Source organism: Microbacterium sp. NPDC087665, from assembly GCF_044743285.1.
In the GTDB taxonomy this organism is placed as follows: Bacteria; Actinomycetota; Actinomycetes; order Actinomycetales; family Microbacteriaceae; genus Microbacterium.
The window spans coordinates 69,760-92,138 of record NZ_JBIUWD010000002.1; the positions used below are offsets into that span (position 1 = coordinate 69,760).

General features: G+C 68.0%; 22 protein-coding genes. 7 read left to right on the forward strand and 15 right to left on the reverse strand.

Annotated features, from left to right (window positions below; genetic code table 11):
- Positions 1–4: 4 nt before the first annotated feature.
- Positions 5–1,930, reverse strand: a complete 1,926-nt coding sequence (locus ACIOSY_RS03875; protein ID WP_400849313.1) for a GDSL-type esterase/lipase family protein — start codon at positions 1,928–1,930, stop codon at positions 5–7.
- Positions 1,931–2,085: 155 nt separating this feature from the next.
- On the opposite strand from ACIOSY_RS03875, the gene ACIOSY_RS03880 reads away from it, so the two are divergent.
- Both ACIOSY_RS03880 and ACIOSY_RS03885 read left to right on the forward strand, forming a co-directional pair.
- A complete protein-coding gene (locus tag ACIOSY_RS03880; protein WP_400849316.1) occupies positions 2,086–2,697 on the forward strand; it encodes a DedA family protein in 612 nt (203 codons plus the stop codon).
- A 10-nt stretch (positions 2,698–2,707) separates the two neighbouring features.
- Positions 2,708–2,884: a DUF5302 domain-containing protein gene (locus ACIOSY_RS03885; RefSeq protein ID WP_400849319.1), complete on the forward strand. Its 177-nt coding sequence runs from the start codon at positions 2,708–2,710 to the stop codon at positions 2,882–2,884.
- A gap of 62 nt (positions 2,885–2,946) precedes the next feature.
- Here the strand turns inward: ACIOSY_RS03885 and ACIOSY_RS03890 are convergent, their stop codons facing one another.
- From ACIOSY_RS03890 to ACIOSY_RS03900, 3 genes are read right to left on the reverse strand one after another with little or no spacing between them, the layout of a single operon-like run.
- Complete coding sequence (locus ACIOSY_RS03890; RefSeq protein ID WP_400849322.1) at positions 2,947–4,299, reverse strand: FAD-binding oxidoreductase; 1,353 nt, start codon at positions 4,297–4,299, stop codon at positions 2,947–2,949.
- A gap of 54 nt (positions 4,300–4,353) precedes the next feature.
- Positions 4,354–4,998, reverse strand: coding sequence for an FMN reductase (locus ACIOSY_RS03895; protein WP_400849325.1), 645 nt, complete (start codon positions 4,996–4,998; stop codon positions 4,354–4,356).
- 1 nt (position 4,999) lies between these two features.
- Positions 5,000–6,226: an LLM class flavin-dependent oxidoreductase gene (locus tag ACIOSY_RS03900; protein WP_400849328.1), complete on the reverse strand. Its 1,227-nt coding sequence runs from the start codon at positions 6,224–6,226 to the stop codon at positions 5,000–5,002.
- A 112-nt stretch (positions 6,227–6,338) separates the two neighbouring features.
- Between ACIOSY_RS03900 and ACIOSY_RS03905 the strand changes: the two genes are divergently transcribed.
- Complete coding sequence (locus ACIOSY_RS03905) at positions 6,339–7,484, forward strand: acyltransferase family protein (protein WP_400849331.1); 1,146 nt, start codon at positions 6,339–6,341, stop codon at positions 7,482–7,484.
- Entirely contained in the window at positions 7,481–8,344 is an 864-nt protein-coding gene (locus ACIOSY_RS03910) for a serine hydrolase domain-containing protein (protein ID WP_400849334.1), read from the forward strand. The genes ACIOSY_RS03905 and ACIOSY_RS03910 overlap by 4 nt, the downstream gene beginning before the upstream one ends.
- 27 nt (positions 8,345–8,371) lie before the next feature.
- Here ACIOSY_RS03910 and efeB read toward each other — a convergent pair whose 3' ends face one another.
- From efeB to efeU, 3 genes are read right to left on the reverse strand one after another with little or no spacing between them, the layout of a single operon-like run.
- Positions 8,372–9,688 (reverse strand): iron uptake transporter deferrochelatase/peroxidase subunit, encoded by a 1,317-nt coding sequence (efeB, locus tag ACIOSY_RS03915; RefSeq protein ID WP_400849337.1) that lies wholly within the window; start codon positions 9,686–9,688, stop codon positions 8,372–8,374.
- A gap of 35 nt (positions 9,689–9,723) precedes the next feature.
- Positions 9,724–10,956, reverse strand: a complete 1,233-nt coding sequence (efeO, locus tag ACIOSY_RS03920; RefSeq protein ID WP_400849340.1) for an iron uptake system protein EfeO — start codon at positions 10,954–10,956, stop codon at positions 9,724–9,726.
- Positions 10,953–11,897: an iron uptake transporter permease EfeU gene (gene efeU / locus ACIOSY_RS03925; protein ID WP_400849343.1), complete on the reverse strand. Its 945-nt coding sequence runs from the start codon at positions 11,895–11,897 to the stop codon at positions 10,953–10,955. The genes efeO and efeU overlap by 4 nt, the downstream gene beginning before the upstream one ends.
- A gap of 140 nt (positions 11,898–12,037) precedes the next feature.
- Between efeU and ACIOSY_RS03930 the strand changes: the two genes are divergently transcribed.
- On the forward strand, positions 12,038–13,042 hold the full coding sequence (locus ACIOSY_RS03930; protein ID WP_400849346.1) for an isopenicillin N synthase family dioxygenase: 1,005 nt from the start codon (positions 12,038–12,040) through the stop codon (positions 13,040–13,042).
- Between the two features lie 9 nt (positions 13,043–13,051).
- Here ACIOSY_RS03930 and ACIOSY_RS03935 read toward each other — a convergent pair whose 3' ends face one another.
- From ACIOSY_RS03935 to rpsO, 3 genes are all read right to left on the reverse strand, one after another.
- Complete coding sequence (locus ACIOSY_RS03935) at positions 13,052–13,381, reverse strand: transcriptional regulator (RefSeq protein WP_400849349.1); 330 nt, start codon at positions 13,379–13,381, stop codon at positions 13,052–13,054.
- A complete protein-coding gene (locus tag ACIOSY_RS03940) occupies positions 13,374–14,246 on the reverse strand; it encodes a hypothetical protein (protein WP_400849352.1) in 873 nt (290 codons plus the stop codon). The genes ACIOSY_RS03935 and ACIOSY_RS03940 overlap by 8 nt, the downstream gene beginning before the upstream one ends.
- A gap of 145 nt (positions 14,247–14,391) precedes the next feature.
- Complete coding sequence (rpsO, locus tag ACIOSY_RS03945) at positions 14,392–14,661, reverse strand: 30S ribosomal protein S15 (protein WP_045280509.1); 270 nt, start codon at positions 14,659–14,661, stop codon at positions 14,392–14,394.
- Positions 14,662–14,851: 190 nt separating this feature from the next.
- Between rpsO and ACIOSY_RS03950 the strand changes: the two genes are divergently transcribed.
- Entirely contained in the window at positions 14,852–16,144 is a 1,293-nt protein-coding gene (locus tag ACIOSY_RS03950; RefSeq protein WP_400849356.1) for an MFS transporter, read from the forward strand.
- 28 nt (positions 16,145–16,172) lie between these two features.
- Here the strand turns inward: ACIOSY_RS03950 and ACIOSY_RS03955 are convergent, their stop codons facing one another.
- From ACIOSY_RS03955 to ACIOSY_RS03965, 3 genes are all read right to left on the reverse strand, one after another.
- The gene (locus tag ACIOSY_RS03955; RefSeq protein ID WP_400849360.1) at positions 16,173–16,727 is read right to left on the reverse strand and encodes a YceI family protein; all 555 of its coding nucleotides are present in this window, start codon (positions 16,725–16,727) and stop codon (positions 16,173–16,175) included.
- 156 nt (positions 16,728–16,883) lie between these two features.
- Positions 16,884–17,252: an FKBP-type peptidyl-prolyl cis-trans isomerase gene (locus tag ACIOSY_RS03960; protein ID WP_400849363.1), complete on the reverse strand. Its 369-nt coding sequence runs from the start codon at positions 17,250–17,252 to the stop codon at positions 16,884–16,886.
- 219 nt (positions 17,253–17,471) lie between these two features.
- Positions 17,472–18,857 (reverse strand): PrsW family intramembrane metalloprotease, encoded by a 1,386-nt coding sequence (locus tag ACIOSY_RS03965; RefSeq protein WP_400849366.1) that lies wholly within the window; start codon positions 18,855–18,857, stop codon positions 17,472–17,474.
- 88 nt (positions 18,858–18,945) lie between these two features.
- Here ACIOSY_RS03965 and ACIOSY_RS03970 point away from each other — a divergent pair, with 88 nt between their 5' ends.
- Positions 18,946–19,815 (forward strand): fumarylacetoacetate hydrolase family protein, encoded by an 870-nt coding sequence (locus ACIOSY_RS03970; RefSeq protein ID WP_400849369.1) that lies wholly within the window; start codon positions 18,946–18,948, stop codon positions 19,813–19,815.
- Between the two features lie 63 nt (positions 19,816–19,878).
- Here ACIOSY_RS03970 and ACIOSY_RS03975 read toward each other — a convergent pair whose 3' ends face one another.
- Positions 19,879–21,339, reverse strand: a complete 1,461-nt coding sequence (locus ACIOSY_RS03975) for an aspartate ammonia-lyase (RefSeq protein WP_400849372.1) — start codon at positions 21,337–21,339, stop codon at positions 19,879–19,881.
- A gap of 86 nt (positions 21,340–21,425) precedes the next feature.
- Positions 21,426–22,334 (reverse strand): phosphodiesterase, encoded by a 909-nt coding sequence (locus ACIOSY_RS03980; RefSeq protein ID WP_400849375.1) that lies wholly within the window; start codon positions 22,332–22,334, stop codon positions 21,426–21,428.
- Positions 22,335–22,379 lie beyond the last annotated feature (45 nt).

Sequence of the window (22,379 nt, forward strand, 5' to 3'; positions counted from 1 at the left end):
CGCCTCACACCACGGGCTGGCGCTGATCGACCGTGGACCGCCCGAGGTACACGTAGTCGTCGTGCTTGGCGACACGGCCGTCCCCGGCCGTGCGACCGTGCAGACGCCGCCAGACCCACGGCAGGGCGTGCTGCGACCACCACTGACCGGTGCCGATCCGGGTCTCCTCGTGCATCGCCGCGTCGAGCGCGCCGAGCGCGTCGGCATGCGGCACTCCGAGCACCTCGCCCGCCCGATAGGCGAGAAGACGGTGGCCGCTGCTGCTGAGGTGCACGAGATCCTCCCCCCAGTGCTCGCGCTCTCGCAGAGCAGGGGTGAGATCCGTGTCGATCAGGATCGCGCCCGTGCGTGCGGCGACGCCGGCGAGGGCGGTCGCGAATGCCGAGAAACGCGCGGTGTAGATATTCGCCGCCCGACGCCCGGGGAGGAACGGAGTCACGAGGACGACCGTGACGCCGGATTCCCTCAGCTGCCGCACCGCTCCTTCGAGCGACGCGGCGAGCGCGGGGATGTCGACGCGTCGCTTCACCAGGTCGTTGGCACCGACCAGGATCGACACGAGATCGGGGCGTAGCTGCAGGGCGCGTTCCAGTTGGGTGCCGCAGACGTCGGACACACGCTTGGAGCGGATCGCGAGATTCGCGTAGTGCAGTCCCCCGCGCGCCGCGAGCAGCAGGGCGAGACGGTCGGCCCATCCACGGAGGGCACCGTCGGGCGCCGGGTCGCACAGTCCCTCGGTGAGGGAGTCTCCGAGTGCCAAGTACCGCTGCCATCGGGTGGGCGTGCGGGGTACGGGGAGCTCTGGGCGCATACTGCGGCGAGCGCGAAGGCTGGTGTCGACGGCGTGCAGTGCGCGTGCCTCGTCGAAGTGCCCGAGAAGCTGATCGCAGACGCTCTCCCACGAGCGCGCCTGGACCGCCTCGTGCCCTGCACGGCCGAAGGCGCGGCGCTTGCGGGCATCTCCGGCGAGGTCGGCGACGCGCATCCGCAGGTCGTCGAGGTCTCCCGGCCGGTAGAGCCAGCCGTCGATGCCCATCCGCACGAGGTCGAGTGGTCCTCCGCGGCCGGTGGCGACGACCGGGACACCGCTCGCGTGCGCCTCCTGCAGGGTCTGACCGAAGGTCTCGCTCTCGCCCGGGTGGACGAAGATGTCGAAGGATGCCGTCGCCGCGGCGAGCGCATCGCCGCTCAGGTGTCCGAGGAACAGCGCGTGCGGGAGCAGGGTCTCCAGACGGGCTCTGCTCGGGCCATCACCGACGATCACGAGCCGCGCGCCCGGGATGGACTGCAGCACGGCCAGGTCCTCGACCTGCTTCTCGGGCGCGAGCCTGCCGACGTACCCGATCACCACGTCGGTCTCCCACTGTGTGCGCAGACTCTGGTCTCGCTGTTGCGGGTGGAAGCGCTCGGCATCCACGCCGCGCCCCCAGCGTCGCAAGCGGTCCACTCCGAGCCGTTCGAGCTGCTGCGCGGATTCCGACGACGGTGCGAGCGTCAGCGTCGCCCGTCGGTGGAGGCGGGCGATGTGGGCCTGGGCGATGCCCGTCGTCGCGGGCACCCGGTAGCGCTCGGCATAGGCGGCGACATCGGTCTGGTACGCCGCGACCGAGGCGACACTCAGACGTTCCGCGGCGAGCGCCCCGCGCCAGCCCAACGCGAACGGCGATGCCAGGTGCACGACGTCGGGGCGGAAGCGATGCAGGGAGGCCGCGATCCGATGCGCCGGAGATGTTCCGACGCGTACGGTGCGGTACCCGGGCAGTGCGAGGCTCGGTATCGACTCCACGCGCGCGCCGCTCACCTCGAGCGGCATGCCCTTGGCGTGGGGAGCGATCACGTGGGCTTCGTGCCCGGTGCGCTCGAGGTGGCGCAGGATCTGCAGGACAGATCCGGTGACGCCGTTCATGTGCGGCAGGAAGGACTCGGTCACGATCGCGACTCTCACATCCCCAGGATGACGAGGTATTCGAGGTCGAGATCGCAGATTCGCCATCTGGCACCAGATGTTCACCGGATGCACGAAAGCCCGTCACCGGCTATCCGGACTTCAGTCGCCGTTCACCGCCGACCTCCACAGTTGAACCCGTGCCCTCCGACATCCTCAGTGATCTGCTCGCCGGACCCTGGGCCCTGGTTCTGATGAGCATCCTCGTCTTCGGCGATGCCTTCCTCGTCGTGATCCCGGGCGAGATCGCCGTGACCGCGTTGGGAGCCGCATCCGTCTCGTCGGGGTCTCCGCCCCTGTGGGGGGTGATCGTCTGCGCGTCTGCGTCCGCCGCTGCGGGCGACATCGCGTGCTTCGTGCTCGGGCGGCTGGTCGGCACGGATCGCTGGCGATGGATGCGCACGCCACGGGTGCAGAGCGCTCTCACGTGGGCCCGGCGCCGACTCGACGGGGGCCTTGCGACAGTGCTGTTCACCGCGCGCTTCATTCCTTTCGCACGACTGGCCATCAACCTCGTCGCGGGGGCTTCCCGGGTGTCGGCTCCCCGCTACCTCGCGCTGGTCGTCGCAGCCGCGACCGGATGGGCGCTGTATCAGGCGTCGGTGGGAGCCGCCATCGCTGCGATCCTCCCCGGAGGCCCGCTCGTCGCCGTTCCGGTCTCCGTCGTCGTGGCCATCGGATTCGGTCTCGTGATCGACCACATCACGCGCCGGATGCGCCGAGGCCTCGCCGAGGAACCGCCCGTGCCCTAGGCTGGCGAGCATGAGCACCGAAGAAGGCGCCTCCTCCTCTGAGGACATGAAGCGCAAGTTCAAGGAAGCGCTCGAGAAGAAGAACGCGCAGCACCGACAGGGCGAGTCGCACATGGACGGCGACTCCGCCGTGCACGGTGCCGCCGCCCCGCAGACGCGGCGCGAGTTCCGACGCAAGAGCGGTTGACCACCGGATGCGGGAGTCGATGATCATCGGCTCCCGCATTCCTCATCTCTTCCCGGGTCGGATCACCGCGGCAGGCGTCCTTCGTGCAGAACTCCCTCGGGATCGCATCGCCTTCTCGTCGCACGCAGGCGAGCGAGATCTTGGGCGGAGCCCGCGAGATCGAGAGCCTGCCCGGGGCTGAGGAACGTCGGGACTGTTCTGTGCACCGCACCGGGGGCCAGCACCTTCCGGAATCCGTCGAGACTGGCGTCGCCCGCGGCGGCCGGGACGCCGGGGAATAGGGGCGCCAATGCGTACACCAACCAGCCGGCCGATTCGAGACTCGCGAAGCCCGCGCGTCTCGGGGTGTCGAGCGCGCCTCCGAGCATGCGGAACTCGATACCGATGATCGGCCATTGCTCGGGCCGCTGACGGAACTCGGCCACCGCCTCGATCGCCGCATCGTCGAGAGTGCCGAGGGCCATGGACGCGCCACGCCCCGCCGTGGGTTCGGTGGGTTCGGTCGACTGCGCGACCAACGTGGCCGGCGAGGTCGGCCCCGCTGACTCACCGCGCAGCGCGCCTGCTCGGCGCACACCGGCGAGATGGACCCCGGCATCGCCGGCCGTCGACAGAGCCTGCACCGTGAAGAAGCTCTTGCCGCGGATCGCGGCGGGAAGCTGCGGAGCATCGGGCATGCGCATCGAGTTCATGAAGACGTTGAGCGTCGGCGGGGCGGATGCGGCGAGATCGCGGACCGCGCCGATGGCGGCCGCCGTATCTGCGGCGTCGAACATCAGGGAGGCGCCCCACAGCTCGGCCGCGGGCACGAGATCGATCTCGAGCGCCGTGACGATGCCGACGATGCCACCCGCGCCCCTCAGAGCCCACATCGCTTCGGGGTCGCTGTCGTCGTCGATCCGCTCGTGAATCCCATCGGTGCGCAGCACCCAGGCCGCCCGCAGGTTGTCGGAGCCGAGTCCGGCCGTCCTGCTCAGCCAGGAGTGCCCGCCGCCGAGGGTGTAGCCCGCCACGCTCACGACCGGGCTCGACCCGGACGGGGCCGCCCACCCGCTGCCCTCGAGGGCATCGACGACGCGCCCCCAACGCACCCCGGCGCCCACGCGGACGACATGCGCGTCGTGGTCGACTTCGAGATCGTCGAAGCGGTCCATGCGCACGAGAACGGCACCCTCGAGGTCTCCATCGGCTCCGTGGCCGCTGGGCTGCACGGCAACCCGGAGCCCGGCATCCCGCGCGGCACTCAGCACATGCCGGAGATCATCGAGATGCGCCGGGCTCGCGACGGCGGCAGGTTGCTGCTCGATCGAGAGATTCCACGGCTTTCGCGCGTCTTCGAAACCGTCATCGCCGGGAAGGATCAACGACCCGTCGAAAGACCGACGGAGCACAGCCAGAGCTTCGGATGCAGACATGACGCCACCGTACGATGCCTCTCGGACATTGTCGATGGCGTCATGCCTGCGCGATCACTCGCCCGCGAGGCCTCCGAGCATGTGTCCGAAGGACTTGCCCTCGCCGAGGTACGTGGCGGGGTCGAACGGGTCGCTCGCCACGGCGGCCTCTCGTCGTGCGATCACATCGGCCAGCTCGCGCGCGCCCTTCTCGACGCGCTTCGCGAGGGGAGCCACATCGTCGCCCGCTCCGCCCCAGTCGCTCGACGCGGCGAAGACTCCCGTCGAGACCGCGTCGGCGTGCAGATAGGCGAAGAGCGGACGGATCGCGTAGTCGATCGCCAGCGAGTGGCGGGCCGTTCCGGCGTTGGCGCCGATGAGCACCGGCTTCCCCGTGAGGGCATCCGGGTCGAGCACATCGATGAACGACTTGAACAGCCCGGAATAGCTCGTCGAGAAGATCGGCGTCACGGCGATGAGGGCGTCAGCCGACACCACCGTGTTGATCGCCGTCTCGAGCGCGGGCGGGGCGAACCCCGTGAGCAGGTTGTTGGTGATGTCGTGCGCGTAGTCGCGCAGCTCGATCACGTCGACGCTCGCCTGGATGTCGCGCTCGGCGAGCGCCTTGACCGTCTCGGCCGCCAGACGGTCGGCGAGCATGCGGGTCGACGACGGGTTCGACAACCCTGCGGCGACGACGGCGATACGACGCGTGGTCATCTCAGGCATCCTTCCGGCTGAGCCCGAACGCCGCACCCGCGGGTGCAGGGGTGTCCTGGTAGGGCGAGTCCCCGGTCAGGTTGTCGCCCCGGTTGGCGCCCGGGCGGGCCTGACGCGTCGGACCGTCGCCGAACTCGGCCTGCACGCGTGCGGCGTGGGTGGGAGCATCCGGAACGCTGGCCGGTCGGTTCTTCGCGAGCTCCTTGCGGAGCACGGGAACCACCTCGGACCCGAGGATGTCGAGCTGCTCGAGCACCGTCTTCAACGGAAGTCCGGCGTGGTCGATCAGGAAGAGCTGGCGCTGGTAGTCACCGTAGTGCTCGCGCATCCCGGCGTACCGGTCGATGACCTGCTGCGGCGATCCCACCGTGAGCGGGGTCATCTCGGTGAAGTCCTCCATGCTCGGCCCGTGACCGTAGACCGGGGCGTTGTCGAAGTACGGGCGGAACTGGTTCACCGCGTCCTGCGACTTGGCCGCCATGAACACCTGACCGCCGAGGCCGACGATCGCCTGCTCCGGGGTGCCGTGCCCGTAGTGGGCGTAGCGCTGGCGGTAGAGCTCGATCAGGCGCTGGTAATGCTCCTTCGGCCAGAAGATGTTGTTCGCGAAGAAGCCGTCGCCGTAGTAAGCGGCCTGCTCGGCGATCTCCGGCGTGCGGATCGATCCGTGCCAGACGAACGGCGCGATGCCGTCGAGCGGGCGCGGGGTCGAGGTGAAGCCCTGAAGAGGCGTGCGGAACTTGCCCTCCCAGTCGACGACGTCTTCACGCCACAGCTTGTGCAGCAGCGCGTAGTTCTCGATCGCGAGCGGCAGACCCTGACGGATGTCCTGACCGAACCAGGGGTACACGGGCCCGGTGTTGCCGCGGCCGAGCATGAGGTCCATGCGGCCGTCGGAGACGTGCTGCAGCATCGCGTACTCCTCGGCGATGCGCACCGGGTCGTTCGTGGTGATCAGCGTCGTCGAGGTCGAGACGATGAGGCGCTCGGTCCGGGCAGCGAGCGCCGCGAGGAACGTCGTGGGGCTGGACGACCAGAACGGCGGGTTGTGGTGCTCTCCGATGGCGAAGACGTCGAGTCCCACTTCCTCGGCGTGCGTGGCGATCGCGAGGGTCGCCTTGATGCGCTCCTGCTCGCTCGGCGTGACCCCGGTGGTGGGGTCCCGCGTGATGTCGCTGACAGACATGATGCCGAACTGCATCGCCTGCGACCCTGACTGCTCACTCATGATTGCTCCGTCTTTCTCCGAAGCGGATGACTCGGCATCCGTTTCTATTCACTTGAATATATATGAGTCAACACGATCGCTCCAACTTTATTCCCGGCGGTAGCCTCGGAGGATGAGCACCGCCGGAGCGACCCCCTCGGCCCCCGCGACGGGGTCGACCGCCCGTCCCCGTCGACGCGTCCCGTTCTGGGACAACGCGCGCTACGCCTGCATCGTGCTGGTCGTGCTCGGCCACGCGATCCAACGCCTCATCTACGACTCCGACATCGCCTTCGCGTTCTATCTCGCCCTCTACGCCTTCCACATGCCCGCGTTCGCGATCATCTCGGGATACTTCTCGAAGTCGGGCTCACCCACGAAGACGCAGATGGCGCGCGTCATCACCGACATCCTCCTGCCCTACGTCATCTTCGAAGTCCTCTGGACCCTCACCAAATGGCTCGTCGAGGGGCAGGCGAACCCGAACCTCACCCAGCCGTCGTGGACGCTCTGGTTCCTCCTCGCCCTCGGCATCTTCCGCCTGGTCCTCCCCTACCTCGCCCTCCTGCGCTGGCCGCTGCTCTGGACGATCGCGATCTCCATCGGCGTCGGATACCTCCCGAACATCGACAGCACCTTCTCGCTCTCGCGAACCCTCGGGCTGCTCCCCTTCTTCACCCTCGGGTGGTGGCTGCGCGAGCACGACATCGTCGCGCGGTTCCGCCTCTTGGACTTCCGCCCGTGGTGGGTACGGGTGTCGGCCCTCGCCGTGCTCGGTGCGACCGGGTGGGCGGCGTGGAACTGGCTTCCGCTCTGGCAGGAGGTAGACCTGCGCCACTGGCTCTTCTACGAGGACTCCTACGCCGACCTGGGCGGCGAGCAGTGGTGGGCCGGCGGCATCCGCATCGCCCTGATGTGCTTCGCCGTGCTGCTGTGCGCGGCCTTCTTCGCGCTGATCCCCCGCGGCACCTACTGGTGGACGACGTTCGGCCAGTACACGATGTACGTCTTCCTGCTGCACTCCTTCGTGCTCTACCCGTTCCGGGAGTCCGGAGTTCTGCGCGGCCTTGATCCGACCTGGATCTGGTTGCCGCTCGTGACGGTGCTCTCGGTGCTCATCGCCCTCGCCCTGGCGACGAAGCCCGTGCGCTGGCTGTTCCGCCCGCTCGTGGAGCCCCGGCCGAAATGGCTGTTCATCGACCCCGCGCTGGCCTCCCGTGAAGGACGTCGGAACGACCCGACCGGCTCGCGTCGACCGCGCGATAGCCTGAAGTCGTGACCCGAGCTCAGACCGTCCGCGATCTCCTCGTTCGAGAGGTCGAGGCCACGGGCTTCGTGGCACATGGCCTGCATGTGCGCATCGGCGCCGACACGGCGGAGCATCTCTGGGCTCCCGATGTACGCCGCGACATCCACTCCGCCGCGAAGGGAGTCTGCGTCCTGGCTGCCGGTATCGCCGCTGACGAAGGACTCGTCTCCTTCGATGCGCCGGTTTCGCACTACCTGCCGGACGTCCCTCTCGGCGCGGGAGTCGACCAGGTCACGCTCCGCCATCTGCTGACGATGTCGAGCGGCATCGATCTCGCCTGGTCCGAGACGATGATGACGGACTGGCCCGATCTCGCCCGTGAATTCCTCGGCCGCCCCTCCCGAGGACGCGTCTTCCAGTACTCGAACGCCAGCACCTACACGGCGATGCGGGTGCTCGCCTCGGTCGTGGGCGACATCGTCGACTACCTCGATCCGCGGCTGTTCGCGCCGCTCGGAATCCACGACGCCGAGTGGGAGCGCTGCCCGAACGGGTGGATCGTCGCCGGCGGAGGGCTCCGGTTGAGCACCGCCGAGCTCGCCCGCATCGGGCACCTCATCCGCGACCGCGGCGCGTGGGACGGGCAGCAGCTGGTCTCGGCAGAGGTGGTCGACGGGATGCACGCGCACTGGGTGGTCGCGGGAGAGAACCCCGGGTACGACCGCTATGCCCTCGCCGGGTGGGGCGGACCCGGATCCGGGTGGAGGCTGCATGGCGCCTACGGGCAACTGCTCATCTTCGTCGGCGACGCGGTGGTGACGATCACGGCCGACGACCACCTCGGCGCCGACGCGATCGCCGCATCGGCCGTGAGGATGCTCGAAGACTGAGCCGCACGTTCCTGCGCCCTGTCTGGCTCAGGCGAACAGGTCGGCACCGATGTACGACCCGGCGCTCGCTCCGGGCGGGATCGCCCAGATCCCCGAGCCGACGTGCCGGATGTACTCGTTCAGCCGGTCCGTCGACAGACGCTTCTGCAGCGTGATGAACTGCGCCGGATCCCGCTGGTACGACAGGAAGAAGAGCCCTGCGTCCAGTCGCCCGAGCGCGTTGTTCCCGTCGACGTAGTTGTATCCACGTCGAAGGATTCGGATACCGTCGTTCTGCTCCGGATGCGCGAGACGCACGTGCGAGTTCTCGTCGATTGCGCTCCCTGCGAAGTCGGGGCGCGTCAATTCGGTGCCGCCGGAGAGCGGCGCCCCCTCGCCCTTGTCGCGACCGATGATCGTGTCCTGCTCGGAGAGCCGCACCCGATCCCACGTCTCGATCAGCATCGCGATCTTCCGCGCCACGAGATACGACCCCCCGGTCATCCACGACGGCTCATCGGATGCTCCGACCCACACATGCTCGTCGAGCGCCGCCGTGTCGTCGGCGAGGATGTTCGCGGTGCCGTCCTTGAAGCCGAAGAGGTTGCGGGGGGTCGCCTGCGCGGCGGTCGTCCGCGACGTCTTGCCGAATCCGAGCTGCGACCAGCGCAGACGCGCGCGCCCGAATGCGATGCGGCTGAGATTGCGGATCGCGTGCACGGCGACCTGCGGGTCGTCGGCGCACGCCTGGATGCACAGGTCGCCGTGCGAGGCCTCGGGATCGAGATCATCCCCGAGGAACGCGGGCAGTCGCTCCAGATCCGCGGGGCGCTGCGCGGAGATGCCATAGCGATCGCCGTCTTCGTTCTCGAACAGCCCCGGGCCGAATCCGAACGTGATCGTGAGTCCCGCGGCCGACAGGCCCTGGGCCTCGCCGGTGTCGTCCGGCGGCTCTTCGGCAGACCCGCCGACGGCGCCGGTCGCGCTGACGTCGAGCCCCTGCGTCATCCGGGCGGACGCATACGTCCAGTCCTGGAGCAGCGAGATGAGATCGTCGCGGTCGGTGCGCGGCATCATGTCGAACGAGGCGAAGTGCAGATGCTCCTGCACCGGCGTCGTGATTCCCGCCTGGTGTCCACCGAAGAAGTCGTATGCGGTGCGGGCGTCTTCGGTCGCGCGTGCTCGTCCGAGCGCGACGCCGCCGGCGAGACCGGCACCGGCCCCGACCGCGAGACCCGCGACGCCACCACCGATGGCCAGCCCCAGCAGGCCGCGCCGGCTGAGACCGGTCGGAGCGGATGCCGCGGCCCCACGCCCACCCTCGGGCGAGGCGTCGGGCGCGGCATCCGTTCCTGATTCATTCACGTGCGTGATCGTACCTTTTCAGCGTATGAATGCGTTCACTCGAGCACGGTGCCGGTGAGCTGCGAGAGCGGCTCGGCGAGTGCGTTGATGAGGTCGGTGAACTCGCGCTTGTCGGCGTCGGTCAGCTCGGAGTATCCGACGAAGCCGTCGGTCAGCGAGCCGTGCGCGGCGAGCGACTCCTCGAGGGCGGTGTAACCGGCCTCGATCTCGGAGACGAGAGCCGCCCCATCGTCGCCCTGGGCTTCAGCGAAGTCCTTCACGAGCGAGAACGCCATCTTCGATCCTTCGACGTTGGCGGCGAAGTCGTAGAGGTCGGTTCCGGACCACCAGTCCTCCTCGCCCGAGATCTTTCCGGTCGCGACCTCGTCGAGCAGGGCGATCGCGCCGTTCGAGATGCCGCCGATGCCCTGGTCGTCGAGCGACGTGGTGAAGTCGTCGGAGTGCACGTAGTCGTACAGCTCCTGCACGTCGGCGAGCAGCAGGTCGCCGAAGTCGGCGCGCTCCTCGGGGGTCGACGGCGCCCAGTCCTGCCACGCAGGGGTCTCGCCGTCGGCGTTGAGCGCATCCTGCGCGGGGACCCAGAGGTCCTTCTCGATGCGGTGGAAGCCGGTCCAGTCGAGCTCCTCGGCGACGGCGTCGACCTCGCGGTAATCGATGCGCGGGTCGAGATCGCCGAGCGCCTCCGCAACCGGCTCGATGCGCTCGTAGTAGGCGCGAGCCAGGGGGAAGAGCGCGCGTGCGGTCTCGTCGTCGCCGGACTCGTAGGCCGCGACGAACTCCTCGACCGCGGGGACGAGCTGGCCGACCTGGTCGTTCACGAACGCGGCGTAGAGATCGACCGCCTGCTGCTTCTGCTCGGCGTCGGGACCGTCGACCGTGACACGATCGCCCGTCACGGTGAAGGCCGCCTTGCCGACGCCTTCGCCGATCATTCCGGGCTTGCAGAGGGTGAAGTAGTCGCCGGGCTGCGCGACGACGGTGAGCGTGCGGGATGCGGCAGGCGCGATGTTCTCGACCTCGCCGACGATCCGCAGACCGTCGTCGGCCAGGAGGTAGAACTCCGAGACCTGACCGCTGTTGTTGGTGACCTCGAACGTGAGGGTGCCGCTCTCGGCGGTGCCGCCCGAGACGACGCAGTCACTGTCGGTCGAGGAGACGTCGAAGGCCGCGCCTGCGGCGACGTCGCTCTTCGCGACGCATCCGGTCAGGACGAGCGCTGCGACGCCGGTGGCCGCCATGGCGCCCAGGATCCGATGGGAGGTGGTCATGCTGCTCCTTGTTGTGTGGGTGAGGAAATCAGTGCGGTCGGAGGCGTCGAATCGACCGGCTTCGCGGGGCGGCGCGAGCGCAGACCCCGCACGAAGAGGAAGCCGACGACGACGATGTAGACGACCCACGCGGTGACCTGCAGCCAGGTCATGCGCGGCATGAATCCGATGGTCGCCTGGAGGATCGCCGCCCACGCGCTGTCCGGAGCGATCGCCGAAGTCACGTCGAACGCCCATCCGAACGGGAATGCCTGCCAACCGATCGCGACGGCGCCGGTCACCGCATCGATGGGCGCCGCTGCCGTGAACGGCCCCGGGAGCGCGCCGGCCTCCTGCAGATCCATGAGGGCGTAGGCGAGCACTCCCGCTGCGACGATCACGAGGAATCCCCCGGTCCACGCGAAGAAGCGGCGCAGGTCCAGCCGCACGGCGCCGCGCGCGATGAACCAGCCGATGACGACCGCCGCAGCGAGGCCGAGGAGCGCGCCGAGCAACGCCGAGGGCGCGTCGCCGAAGGACTGCACCATCGACCAGAGCAGGAGCGTGGTCTCGATACCTTCGCGCGCCACCGAGACGAATCCGATCGCGATGAGCGCCCACAACCCGCCCTCGGTGAGCGCGCGATCGATGCCGCCCTCGAGCGTGGCCTTCATCGTGCGCCCGGCCCGCTGCATCCAGAAGATCATCCAGGTCACCATGGCGACGGCGAGGAGCGACAGGCTTCCACCGATCAGTTCCTGCGCCTCGAAGGTGAGCGAGTAGGCGCCGAAGGTGAGGACCGCTCCGATGCCCAGGGCGAGCGCGATGGCCAGTCCGATGCCCACCCACAGCCGGGGCAGCACATCTCGGCGACCGAGGCGGCCGAGATAGGCGACGAGGATGCCGACGACGAGCGCGGCTTCGAGGCCCTCACGAAGGCCGATGAGGAAGGTGGCGAGCACGGAATGGAAACTCTCTGGGAGGAACTGAGGTAAGGCATTCCTTACCTCCGAGACTTTAGCACCGCCGGACCGTCCTGCGTGAGCGGTAACCCGACGCAACACACGCCCCTCCTCTCCGGCGGGCGACGTACTCTCGGGTCATGGCTGAACTCTCGCTCCCGATCCTCGACCTCTCCCAGCTCGATGAGGGCCCCGATGCCGCAGCGCGCTTCCGCGATGATCTGCGCGCGGCGACCCACGATGTCGGCTTCTTCTACCTCACCGGCACCGGCATCTCCCCCGAGCTCGAAGCGCGCCTCCACCAGGCCGCACTCGACTTCTTCGCGCTGCCCGAAGAAGACAAGCTCGCGATCGAGAACGTGAACAGCCCGCACTTCCGGGGTTACACGCGCATCGGTGGCGAGCGCACGCAGGGCAAGGTCGATTGGCGCGAGCAGATCGACATCGGGCCCGAACGCGACGCGATCGACGGAGGCCCGGCGTTCAACCGCCTCGTCGGTCCGAACCTGTGGCCCACGGCGCAGCCGGAACTGCAGGAGATCGTCAGCGAGTGGCACGCCACGCTGTCCGACGTCGCCCGGCGACTCCTCCGCGCCTGGGCCGAGGCTCTCGGCGCAGATCAGAGCTACTTCGATGAGCACTTCGGCGAGCCGTCGACCCTCATCAAGATCGTCCGGTACCCCGGCACGCACGAACCCGAGCCCCAGCAGGGCGTGGGTGCGCACAAGGACTCCGGCGTGCTCACCCTGCTCTGGGTCGAGCCCGGCAAGGGCGGACTCCAGGTCGAGCGCGCGGGCGAATGGGTCGACGCTCCCCCGGTTCCCGGTGCGTTCGTCGTCAACATCGGCGAGCTCCTCGAGTACGCCACGGGCGGTTACCTCAAGGCGACGAATCACCGCGTCGTCTCCCCGAAGGCTCCGAACGAGCGGATCTCGATCCCGTTCTTCTTCAACCCCGCCCTCGACAAGCGTCTGCCGCTGATCGAGCTGCCGGCGGATCTGGCCACCGAGGCCACGGGCGTCACCGAGGACCCGAGCAACCCGATCCATGCGCTCTACGGCGAGAACGCCCTGAAGTCGCGCCTGCGCGCCCACCCCGACGTCGCGGCGATCCACCACGCGGATCTGGTGGACGCCTCGGCCTGACGAGCGCCGTCAGAGCGAGTTCTGCCCGCCGAGCGCGACGATCTCGCGAAGAGCCTGCAGGTGACCCTCGAACGCGTCCCGACCGAGTCGAGTCGAGCGCACCCACGTACGGGGCCGACTCCCGAGGCTCGCCTTGCGCGCCACGACGTATCCCCCAGCCTGCAGGTGCGTGATCGCCTTGCTGAGCGGGGAGTCCGCGCACTGGAGGATCTCGCGCAGCGCGGCGAAGTCCAGCTCGATGCCGTCGCCGAGCGACGCCATGAGCGAGAACCGGATGGGGGAAGCGAAGTTGTCGTCGAGCCGGATCCGCGGGTGCGGCGTCGCAGACGGCTCACTCACGGAGATCACGCCCGGGGAGGAACGAAACGGCGACGAAGAGCACGATCACGGCGAAGCCGGCGATCGCGCTCACGAGCAGATGGCCGGCGCTGGTCTCCGGACCGAACACGGTGAGGACGACGAGGGCGGATGCCGAGATCGCGAACGCCGTGATGTGCGGCCACCGCCAGGCGGCGCCGATGCCCGGGAGCCCGAGGTCGGAACGGCCGGCGATGATCCAGACGAGAATCATCAGCGCGATGAGAAGCAGGAGAACGCTCTTGAGCACTCCCTCGGGTGCTCCGCCGAGCAACGTCAGGATGCCGATCGCGCCGCCCACGAGGATCGTTCCCGCTCGCAGGCTCCGGGGCATCAGTGCACGCCGCGCGCGCGGCTGTCGCGGATCTCCCGACGCACGGATGAGCTGGACGATGCCGTATCCGCCGAGACCCACCATGACGAGCGCTCCGGGGATGAAGGTGACGAACGCGGGGAGATCGTGATCCCAGATCACGAATCCGAAGAGGACCAGGGCAGCGACGACCACCAATCCCCCACCGACGATGACCGGCCAGCGCGAGCGACTCATCCGCCACTGCATGCCGCTGCGCTGCGCCATCCCGCTCGCGAGCTGAACCCACATCAGGAAGGCGAACAGCAGCACCTGTGACGCGGCCGAGTCGTCGCGTTGCATGATGAGCGCGAACGCGACGAGGTAGACCGCTGTGGCCAGGGCGTTGACGATCTGCAACCAGGCGAGGGCGCGACGGTCGACCGCGCGCTCCCGTCGCGCCGTGACGGCCTGCGCCTCATCGAGATACTGCCGGGCGATGTCCGCGCTCGGGGGAACGAGTGCGCCCTGTCCGGGAACCGACTTCTGATCCATGAGGATCACCTCCACTTTCCACAAGGAAAGTTACATACTTTCCACCAGGAAAGCAAGATGGTTGCCCGCCGGGCAAAGCAGAAGGCCGCCCCACACCTGGGACGGCCTTCTCAAGAATGTTTTGCGCGATAGAACGCGGAGTCGCTCAGCGGCGAAGTCCGAGACGTTCGATCAACGAGCGGTAACGCGCGATGTCGATGTCCTGGAGGTAGCCGAGCAGACGACGGCGCTGACCCACCATGAGGAACAGACCACGACGCGAGTGGTGGTCGTGCTTGTGCTCCTTGAGATGTTCGGTGAGGTCCTTGATGCGCTGCGTCAGCATTGCAACCTGCACCTCGGGGGATCCGGTGTCACCGGGGTGCGTCGCGTACTCTTCCATGATCGCCTTCTTGGCGTCAGACTCGAGTGGCATAGATGGGATCCCCTTTCAGCTTGTTGCGCGGCGCCCGACGCCTGATGCGAGGGCTCTCTTTATCCGCGGCCGATCAAACGGCAACCTTTAGAGTCTATCAGCCCTCGGGCGCCCGCATGACCCGTCTCCACGGATCCCGCTCCCACACGCTCCGATACGCTCGAGACGTGCAACAGAGTCAGACCCTGGGATGAGCGATACCCGCGGACACTTCATCGACCTCTCTCCTCTCAAGGCGAGCCCCGCCTTCGCCCGCATGTGGATCGGATCGGCCCTCGCCGGCATCGGCGGACAGCTCACGATCGTCACCGTGATGCTGCACGTGTTCGAGCTCACCGCCAGCACGTTCGCGGTGTCGATGATCGCCGTCGCAGGACTCGTGCCCATGATCCTGGCCGGCCTGTACGGCGGGATGCTCGCCGACGCATTCGATCGCCGCCGCGTGGCCCTCATCGCAGCCTCCGTCACCTTCGCGGCGACCGCGCTCCTGGCCGCGCTCACGTGGACGGGCGGGGAGACGATCTGGTGGTTGTACGTGCTGAGCATGATCATCTCCGCCGCGAACTCGGTGGGGATGGCGACACGGACCGCCATCGTGCCGCGTCTGATCCCCCGAGACAAACTCGCGGCGGCATCCGCTCTGAACGGCATCTCGATGGGACTCACCGTGATGGCCGGCCCGGCACTGGCCGGTCTCCTGGTGGCGCTGACCGGCTACGGGTGGACGTACACGATCGACGTCGTCCTGATGCTGTCGATGTTCCTGGGACTCTGGACTCTGCCGAGCCTGCGCCCGGAGGGCGATATCGTGCGCGCCGGCCTGGCCTCGCTCGTCGATGGATGGCGCTTCCTGCAGCGCGCGAGCAACATCCGGATGCAGTACATCCTCGACATCATCGCGATGACGTTCGGGCAGCCTCTCGTTCTCTTTCCCGCGCTGGGAACGATCCTCCTCGGCGGAGGAGCCCTAACCACCGGCATCCTCACCGCCGCCGTCGCCGTCGGCACCTTCGCGTCGAGCCTGCTCTCCGGTCGAGTCGTGCAGTACCGCTGGCACGGCCGCGGGATCGAACGCGCCGTGGAGGCGTACGGAGCCTCGATCCTCGGGTTCGGCCTGGTCCTGCTCATCGGCGCCTTCGCCTCCCCCGCCACCGAGCATGCGCCGAACATCGGACTGATCATCGCGGCCTGCACCTTCCTCGCATTCTCGGGCGCGGCCGACAACGTCAGCTCGATCTACCGCAACACGATGATGCAGGCGGCCGTTCCGGACTCGATGCGCGGACGTCTGCAGGGCGTCTTCATCGTCGTCGTCGCGGGCGGCCCGCGCGTCGGCGCTCTCTATGCGGGAACACTGTCGACCTTCACGGCCCTCTGGTTCCCGCCACTGCTGGGAGGCCTGCTCGTCATCGCCCTGGTCGCGTTCCTGGCACGACGCAGCCCGCGATTCCGGGGCTACGACGCAGAGAACCCCGAGCCCTGAAGGGCCCGGGGTTCGCGCGATGCGGAGATCAGCCCTGCTGAAGCGCACCCTGCAGGTCGAGGTTGATCGTGACGTCCTTGCCGACGAGCACGCCACCGGTCTCGAGTGCGGCGTTCCACGTGAGGCCGAAGTCCTCGCGGTTGATGACCGTCTTCGCCGAGGCACCGGCCTTGTAGTTGCCGTAGGGGTCGTCACCGAAGCCACCGAAGTCGAACTCGAAGCTCACCGGCTTGGTGATGCCGCGGATCGTCAGATCACCGTCGATGTAGAAGTCGTCGCCGTCGACGCGAGCGCCGGTCGAAACGAACTCCATCGTCGGGTAGGTCTCGGTGTCGAAGAAGTCCGCCGAACGCAGGTGACCGTCGCGGCCCTCGTCGTTGGTGTCGATCGAGGTGACGTCGACGCTCGCCTCGACACGAGCCTCGAGCGGGTTCTCCGGAGCGATGAACGTGGCGCTCTTGACGCCGAAGGAGCCGCGCACCTTCGAGATCATCATGTGGCGGACGCTGAAGGTGACCTCGCTGTGCGAGGGGTCGAGCACCCAGGTGCCGGCGCGGTAGCCGGGAACATCGATCGTGGTCATGTGGGGATCTCCTTAGGAACGGGGGCCGCCTGTGCGGCGACAGGGGTAAGAACCACCCACGCTACAGATCTATTCCTATGAATAAGAAATTGTTCGCGTGGATGCAGAAGACGCTCTTCCCCCGATGGGGAAGAGCGTCTTCTGAGTGGTGTCGGTTCAGCCGACGGCGACGAGGTCGATGATGAAGATCAGCGACTTGCCGGAGAGGAAGTGACCGCCACCGGCCGGGCCGTAGGCCAGGTGCGGAGGAATCACGAGCTCGCGGCGCCCGCCGACCTTCATGCCGGGGATGCCGTCCTGCCATCCCTGGATCAGGCCGCGCAGCGGGAACTGGATGGTCTCACCACGACCCCAGGAGGAATCGAATTCCTCACCGGACTCGAACTCGACACCGGCGTAGTGCACGGTCACGGTGTCGCCGGGCTTCGCCTCGGTGCCGTCACCTTCGATGATGTCGCGGATGACCAGCTCTGCGGGGGCAGGGCCGGAGGGGGCGTCGAACTCAGGCTTCGTACGATCAGTCATGGATCCATCCAACCGGAGCCGCGGCGCGGAGGTCAACGCGAACGCACCTGCTCACAGCGAACACTTCGCCTCGCGCCCGTGATCGGTCTCGAACCGCTCGCAAAACACTCTTGACAGCCCCCGAGAGCGGGTGCACCCTGTTTACAGACCAACTCAGCGCTCGGGAGACATGCAGGCATCGCCGCAGCCCCGAGCGCTGAGTCTTTGTCCGGACGACCGTCAGTACGCCAGCAGCGCGGCGCGCGTCGCCCGCGTGCGGATCAGCAGCGCACGCTCGTCCTCGGAGGCGAGCGGGTCCCGACCGGTGATCGCACGCTGACGGACCGAGGCGAGGGTCGTGGCGTCCTTGATGAACTCCCGCATGAGCGGACGCCGGTCGCCGCGCAGCCGCGCCGCCCATGCCATCCCGACCTTGCGTCCCGCCGGCGTCGCGAGCATCGTCACCTCTTCGGGCGTGAACCATCCCGCCGCCGCGTAGTCCCCGAGCCGCGCCTTCGTGAGCCGCGCCTCTTCCTTCTTCAGGGCGATGATGCCGATGATGAAACCGACGAACAGCGGAACCTGCAGGGTGAAGTACAGCGCGAAGAAGTCGGCGAATGTGGCCGAGCCGTTCCACAGCGCGTGCAGGAGGATCGCGCCCAGAAGGCCCAGAAGGCCGATGCCGAACGCCGCACCGGCGGAGGCGTGACGACGCGCCGCGAGTCCGATGGCGAAACCGGTCAGAGCGGTGAACATCGCATGCGCGAACGGAGAGAGCAGCGCACGGACCACGAACGTGACGGTGAGCTGGCCGCTGCCGCCCTCGATGAGACTGATCGCGAAGTACTGGATGTTCTCCGTGAAGGCGAACCCGGCACCGACCAGCGCACCGTAGACGACGCCGTCGACCGGACCGTCGAAGGCTCGGCGCGCCACCAGGAACACCACGAAGACGCCGAGGCCCTTCCAGAACTCCTCGACGATCGGCGCCTGCAGGACGGCCGACACCGCGTCGTCTCGGAACCCGAACGCGAACGTCAGCCCGAGGTCGACGAGGAGGGTCAGCCCCACCGCAGCAATCGCACCCCAGAGGATCGCGAAGATCACCAGGCTCTTCGGTTCCGGCTCCCAACGGTCGATCAACCGCACACCGAGGAACACGATCGCCAGCGGGATGAGCGCGAGCAGCAATCCGATCACGGAGGCCGCTGGCCCGAGCGCCCACCCGAAGTACCCGATGAGCGCGAGCATCACGAACCCGAGGAACCCGAAGAACCACAGCGAGATGCTCCGGCCCTTCTTCGTAGGAACGGGAAGCGCCGGGAGCGCCTCGGCGGGAGATGGCGCGGTCGGCGCCGGCGGGGTGTACGGGGTCGGCTGCGCGAGCGCAGAGGCATACGTCGGCTGCTGCGAGAAATGCGTCGGCGTGTATCGCGACTGGGCGTACTGCTGCGGCGCATACTGCTGCGGCGGCTGCTGTTGAGGAGGAGGCGCGTACTGCGGCGCGGCCGGCTGCTGGGGAGGAGGCGCATACTGCGGCGCGGCCGGCTGCTGGGCGGGCTGCTGAGGCGGCGGCGGCGTGTAGGGCGAGGGCTGCTGCGGCTGGGACGGGCCTCCGAAACTCATAGCCCACAGCATATGGGCCTGCGGGCCGCCCGCTGCGACATCGCCCGCATCGCCGGCCGTCGGTCGCACCACCCGGTACCGTAGATGCATGCGGTTCGCTCATCTGCGCCGTCCGGATTCCCCTTCTGCAGTTCTCGCCGTAGTGGAAGACGCCGACGCCATCCTCGTCTCTGATCTCCTCCCCGATGCTCCTGCGACCCTGCAGCAGCTCATCGAACGCGGTGACGAGGTGCTCACCGCCCTCCGCTCCGCGCTCGCATCGGGCTCGGCACCGCGGCATCCGCTCGGCGAATGGTCGTTCGATTCCGCCGTGCTCACTTCCCCGGCCGTTCTCGCCGTCGGTCTCAACTACGCGGCGCACTCGAGCGAACTGGGTCTGAAGACCGACGCGGCTCCCACCGTCTTCACGCTGTGGCCCAACTCGCTCACCGGACATGAGCAGACGACATCATGGCCGCGCGCGCTCAGCGAGGCCGTCGACTACGAGGCCGAGCTCGGCGTGCTGATCGGCACCCCGGCCAAGAACGTCAGTGCGCAGGATGCGCTCTCCCACGTCTGGGGATACACCGTGGTGAACGACATCACGGCCCGGAACATCCAGTTCTCCGAGGCGCAGTGGTCACGCTGCAAATCATTCGACGGGTTCACTCCGACCGGTCCGTTCGCCGTCACGGCCGATGAGATCCCCGATCCTCAGGATCTGCACATCTGGACCATCGTCGATGGGCACACCGTGCAGGATGCATCGACGGGCCAGATGGTCCGCTCGGTCGCCACGCTGATCGCGCATCTCTCCCAGTCGCTCACCCTGCTGCCCGGAACGCTGATCTCGACCGGCAGCCCCGGCGGAGCGGGCTATTCACGCGACCCGCAGATCTTCCTCCGCGATCGTTCGACCGTGACGGTGGGCATCGACGGCATCGGAGAGCTCACGACGCACTGCCGGATTCTGGAGTAGACCGCGAGCCCGCAGGAACGACGAAGGGGCGGATGCTGATGCATCCGCCCCTTCGTCGTTCGATCAGATCTCGATCAGATCGTCCGTCGCGATGATCGGGATCGCAGCCGTCACGGCCTCGAGGCCGGAAAGGCGAGCCGGCGACAGCTGCTTCGTGACCTCGTCGCGAGACATGAGTCCGGCCTCGACGACCAGATCGGCGACGTTGCGGTTGGTCAGGAGCGCCGTCTTCGCGAGGGCGGCCGCGGCCGCGTAGCCGATGAACGGCGTCAAGGCCGTGATCACGCCGACCGACGCGCCGACCATGGTGACCAGGCGATCGCGGTTGGCGGTGATGCCGTCGACGCAGTTGACGCGCAGGGTCCACATCGCCTGACGCATCCAGGTGATCGACTGGAAGATCGAGTGAGCGATCACCGGCTCGAAGGCGTTCAGCTGCAGCTGGCCGGCCTCGACCGCCATCGTCACCGTCATGTCGGCGCCCACGACCGCGAAGGCGACCTGGTTGACGACCTCGGGGATCACGGGGTTCACCTTGCCGGGCATGATGCTCGACCCGGCCTGACGCGCAGGAAGATTGATCTCGCCGAATCCGGCCTGCGGGCCCGACGACAGCAGGCGCAGATCGTTGCAGATCTTCGACAGCTTGATGGCGTTGCGCTTGAGCGACGACGAGAACGACATGAACGATCCGGTGTCGCTGGTCGACTCGACCAGGTCGGTCGCCGTCTCCAGGTCGAGACCGGTGATCTCGCGCAGGTGCCGGAGGACGGCCGGCGCGTAGTCGGCGTGCGTCGTGATGCCGGTGCCGATCGCGGTGGCGCCCATGTTGATCTCGAACATCAGCGAGGCGTTCTCGGTAAGACGGCTGTGATCCTCGCCGAGGGTCGTGGCGAAGCCGTGGAACTCCTGACCGAGCGTCATCGGCACGGCATCCTGCAGCTGCGTGCGCCCCACCTTGAGAACGTCGTGGAACTCGCGCGACTTTCCGAGGAACGACCGGCGCAGCAGATCGAGCTCCTCGAGGAGCGACTGCAGGGTCAGCGAGAGACCGATCTTGACAGCGGTCGGGTAGACATCGTTCGTCGACTGGCTGCGGTTTGTGTGGTCGATCGGAGAGAGGAAGGCGTAGTCGCCCTTCTCGCGGCCGGCCATCTCGAGCGCGATGTTGGTGATGACCTCGTTCGCGTTCATGTTCGTCGATGTACCGGCACCGCCCTGGATCACGCCCACGGTGAACTGATCGTGGAACTCGCCGTCGATCACGCGCTGCGCCGCGCGGTCGATGAGGTCGGCTCGGTCCGGGTCGAGCACACCGATCTCGCGGTTGGCGCGGGCGCTGGCCTGCTTGACCATCGCGAGCGCGCGCACGAGGTCGGGGTACACCGAGATCGGGCGCTTCGTGATCGGGAAGTTCTCGTCGGCGCGGGCTGTGTGGATGCCCCAGTATGCGTCGATCGGCACTTCCATGCTCCCGAGGGAGTCGGTCTCTGTGCGGGTGAGGGCTGGCGCGGCAGAAGCCATGTCACATCCTTGTGGGTCGTGGCGGGTGAGAGAGGTGGGGGATGCATCCAGTCTACGCCCGCCCCCTTGCACGGCTCCTGGTCGTGTCAGCGCGTCGGCTTCCGGGAGAAGGCCTCGAGACGCTCCTGGGGACTCAGCCGCGCCATCGTCTCCAGCCAGTCCTCCGAGAAGTACTCGCCGGTCGGTGCATCCGTCACGGGAACCACCGTGTGCGTGATGCTCTGGGGATACACATGCACCAGCTGGAACGCCTGTGCGGCGTCCATGCCGTTCACCTCCGCGGCGGGCCGCGCGACATTCATCGTGTAACAGGTCGCGGACGAGACACTCACGGGTACGCCGGCGAACGTGCCGGCTGCGGAGTAGTGCAGGTGCCCCGCGAGGATGCCGCGCACGTCGCTCCCTCGGATCACCGCAGCCAGCTCATCCTGATGGCGGAGCTCGAGGATGTCGAAGAGCGGCAGGTGGCTCGGCAGCGGCGGATGATGCATGGCGAGCAGCGTGCCGTGCGGAGCGGGCGTCGCCAGTACGCTCTCGAGCCAGGCCAGCTGCGCCCCGTCGAGGTCGCCGTGATGCCATCCGGGAACCGATGTGTCGAGGGCGACGAGGCGCAGACCGTCGAGATCCCAGACGCCCGTGACCGGCTCTTCCGTCGGCGGTGCGTCGAGCAACCCGGCGCGCAACGCGGGACGCTCGTCGTGATTGCCCGCCACCCAGACGATCGGGGCACCGAGTTCGTCGGCCACGGGCTCGACGGCAGCGCGGAGCCGCCGATAGGCATCGGGTTCACCGAGGTCGGTCAGGTCTCCCGTGATCACGATCGCCGCGGGCGACGGATGCACCGCACGGATCGCATCGAGCGTGCGCGCGAAGGTCGTCTCCACGTCGTACCGTCCGCCGAGGCGGGCGCCCTCCGCGAGGAAGTGCGGATCGCTGACATGGATGATCGTGTGCGACGCCGGCTGATGCCGACCGAACACATAGGGCCCAGGCATGGCACCAGCCTACGTCGACCCCGCGACACCACCCGGTCGGAGGCG

Bases quoted from the DNA above. Each gene is read 5' to 3' on its own strand.
- ACIOSY_RS03885 (WP_400849319.1), top strand. From the start codon at position 2,708: ATGAGCACCGAAGAAGGCGCCTCCTCCTCTGAGGACATGAAGCGCAAG.
- ACIOSY_RS03890 (WP_400849322.1), bottom strand. From the start codon at position 4,299: ATGTCTGCATCCGAAGCTCTGGCTGTGCTCCGTCGGTCTTTCGACGGG.
- ACIOSY_RS03895 (WP_400849325.1), bottom strand. From the start codon at position 4,998: ATGACCACGCGTCGTATCGCCGTCGTCGCCGCAGGGTTGTCGAACCCG.
- ACIOSY_RS03900 (WP_400849328.1), bottom strand. From the start codon at position 6,226: ATGAGTGAGCAGTCAGGGTCGCAGGCGATGCAGTTCGGCATCATGTCT.
- ACIOSY_RS03905 (WP_400849331.1), top strand. From the start codon at position 6,339: ATGAGCACCGCCGGAGCGACCCCCTCGGCCCCCGCGACGGGGTCGACC.
- efeO (WP_400849340.1), bottom strand. From the start codon at position 10,956: ATGACCACCTCCCATCGGATCCTGGGCGCCATGGCGGCCACCGGCGTC.
- ACIOSY_RS03930 (WP_400849346.1), top strand. From the start codon at position 12,038: ATGGCTGAACTCTCGCTCCCGATCCTCGACCTCTCCCAGCTCGATGAG.
- ACIOSY_RS03940 (WP_400849352.1), bottom strand. From the start codon at position 14,246: ATGGATCAGAAGTCGGTTCCCGGACAGGGCGCACTCGTTCCCCCGAGC.
- rpsO (WP_045280509.1), bottom strand. From the start codon at position 14,661: ATGCCACTCGAGTCTGACGCCAAGAAGGCGATCATGGAAGAGTACGCG.
- ACIOSY_RS03950 (WP_400849356.1), top strand. From the start codon at position 14,852: ATGAGCGATACCCGCGGACACTTCATCGACCTCTCTCCTCTCAAGGCG.
- ACIOSY_RS03955 (WP_400849360.1), bottom strand. From the start codon at position 16,727: ATGACCACGATCGATGTTCCCGGCTACCGCGCCGGCACCTGGGTGCTC.
- ACIOSY_RS03960 (WP_400849363.1), bottom strand. From the start codon at position 17,252: ATGACTGATCGTACGAAGCCTGAGTTCGACGCCCCCTCCGGCCCTGCC.
- ACIOSY_RS03965 (WP_400849366.1), bottom strand. From the start codon at position 18,857: ATGAGTTTCGGAGGCCCGTCCCAGCCGCAGCAGCCCTCGCCCTACACG.
- ACIOSY_RS03970 (WP_400849369.1), top strand. From the start codon at position 18,946: ATGCGGTTCGCTCATCTGCGCCGTCCGGATTCCCCTTCTGCAGTTCTC.
- ACIOSY_RS03975 (WP_400849372.1), bottom strand. From the start codon at position 21,339: ATGGCTTCTGCCGCGCCAGCCCTCACCCGCACAGAGACCGACTCCCTC.
- ACIOSY_RS03980 (WP_400849375.1), bottom strand. From the start codon at position 22,334: ATGCCTGGGCCCTATGTGTTCGGTCGGCATCAGCCGGCGTCGCACACG.